The sequence below is a fragment of the Streptomyces flavofungini genome (genome assembly GCF_041028215.1).
Taxonomy (GTDB): domain Bacteria; phylum Actinomycetota; class Actinomycetes; order Streptomycetales; family Streptomycetaceae; genus Streptomyces; species Streptomyces flavofungini_B.
Window position 1 is genome coordinate 1 of record NZ_JASKYR010001522.1, and the last position, 470, is coordinate 470.

At 76.0% G+C, this 470-nt stretch carries 1 protein-coding gene; it reads right to left on the reverse strand.

The window, feature by feature from the left end; all coding sequences use genetic code 11:
- A partial coding sequence (locus AB8Z36_RS41990; protein ID WP_369218563.1) for a LysR substrate-binding domain-containing protein occupies window positions 1-470 on the reverse strand: 470 nt, incomplete at both ends.

Below are 470 nucleotides of genomic sequence, written 5' to 3' on the forward strand. Positions count from 1 at the left end.
CTTGCGTACCGCTGCCACCACGTGGCGTCTGGGGCGGTCCGACGTCAGGTCGCGCATCACCACCCCGTCACGGCGGGCCGCCGCCATCCTCGGTACCAGGGCCACGCCCATCCCGGCCTCCACCATCGCGAGGATCGCCGTCCAGCCGGAGGCCGAATGGGCCTGTTCCGGGGTGAATCCGGCGCCCTCGCAGGCCGCCCGCGTGATCTCCGACCAGGGGCCGCTGCCACCGAAGATCCACGGCTCTCCCGCCAGGTCGGCGAGGCGCAGCCCCTCGGCCGCCGCCAGCGGGTGGTCGGCCGGCAGCGCCACGTCCAGCGGGTCGGCGACCAGCGACTCCCGGGTGAAGCGCGGGTCCGCGTCGGGCGTGGCGGGCGCCTGCACCGCGAGGGACAGCGCCACGTCGACCTCCCCCGCCGCGAGCAGCTCGTACGCCTCCGCCGCCTCGGCCTCCCGTACCCGTACGGAGA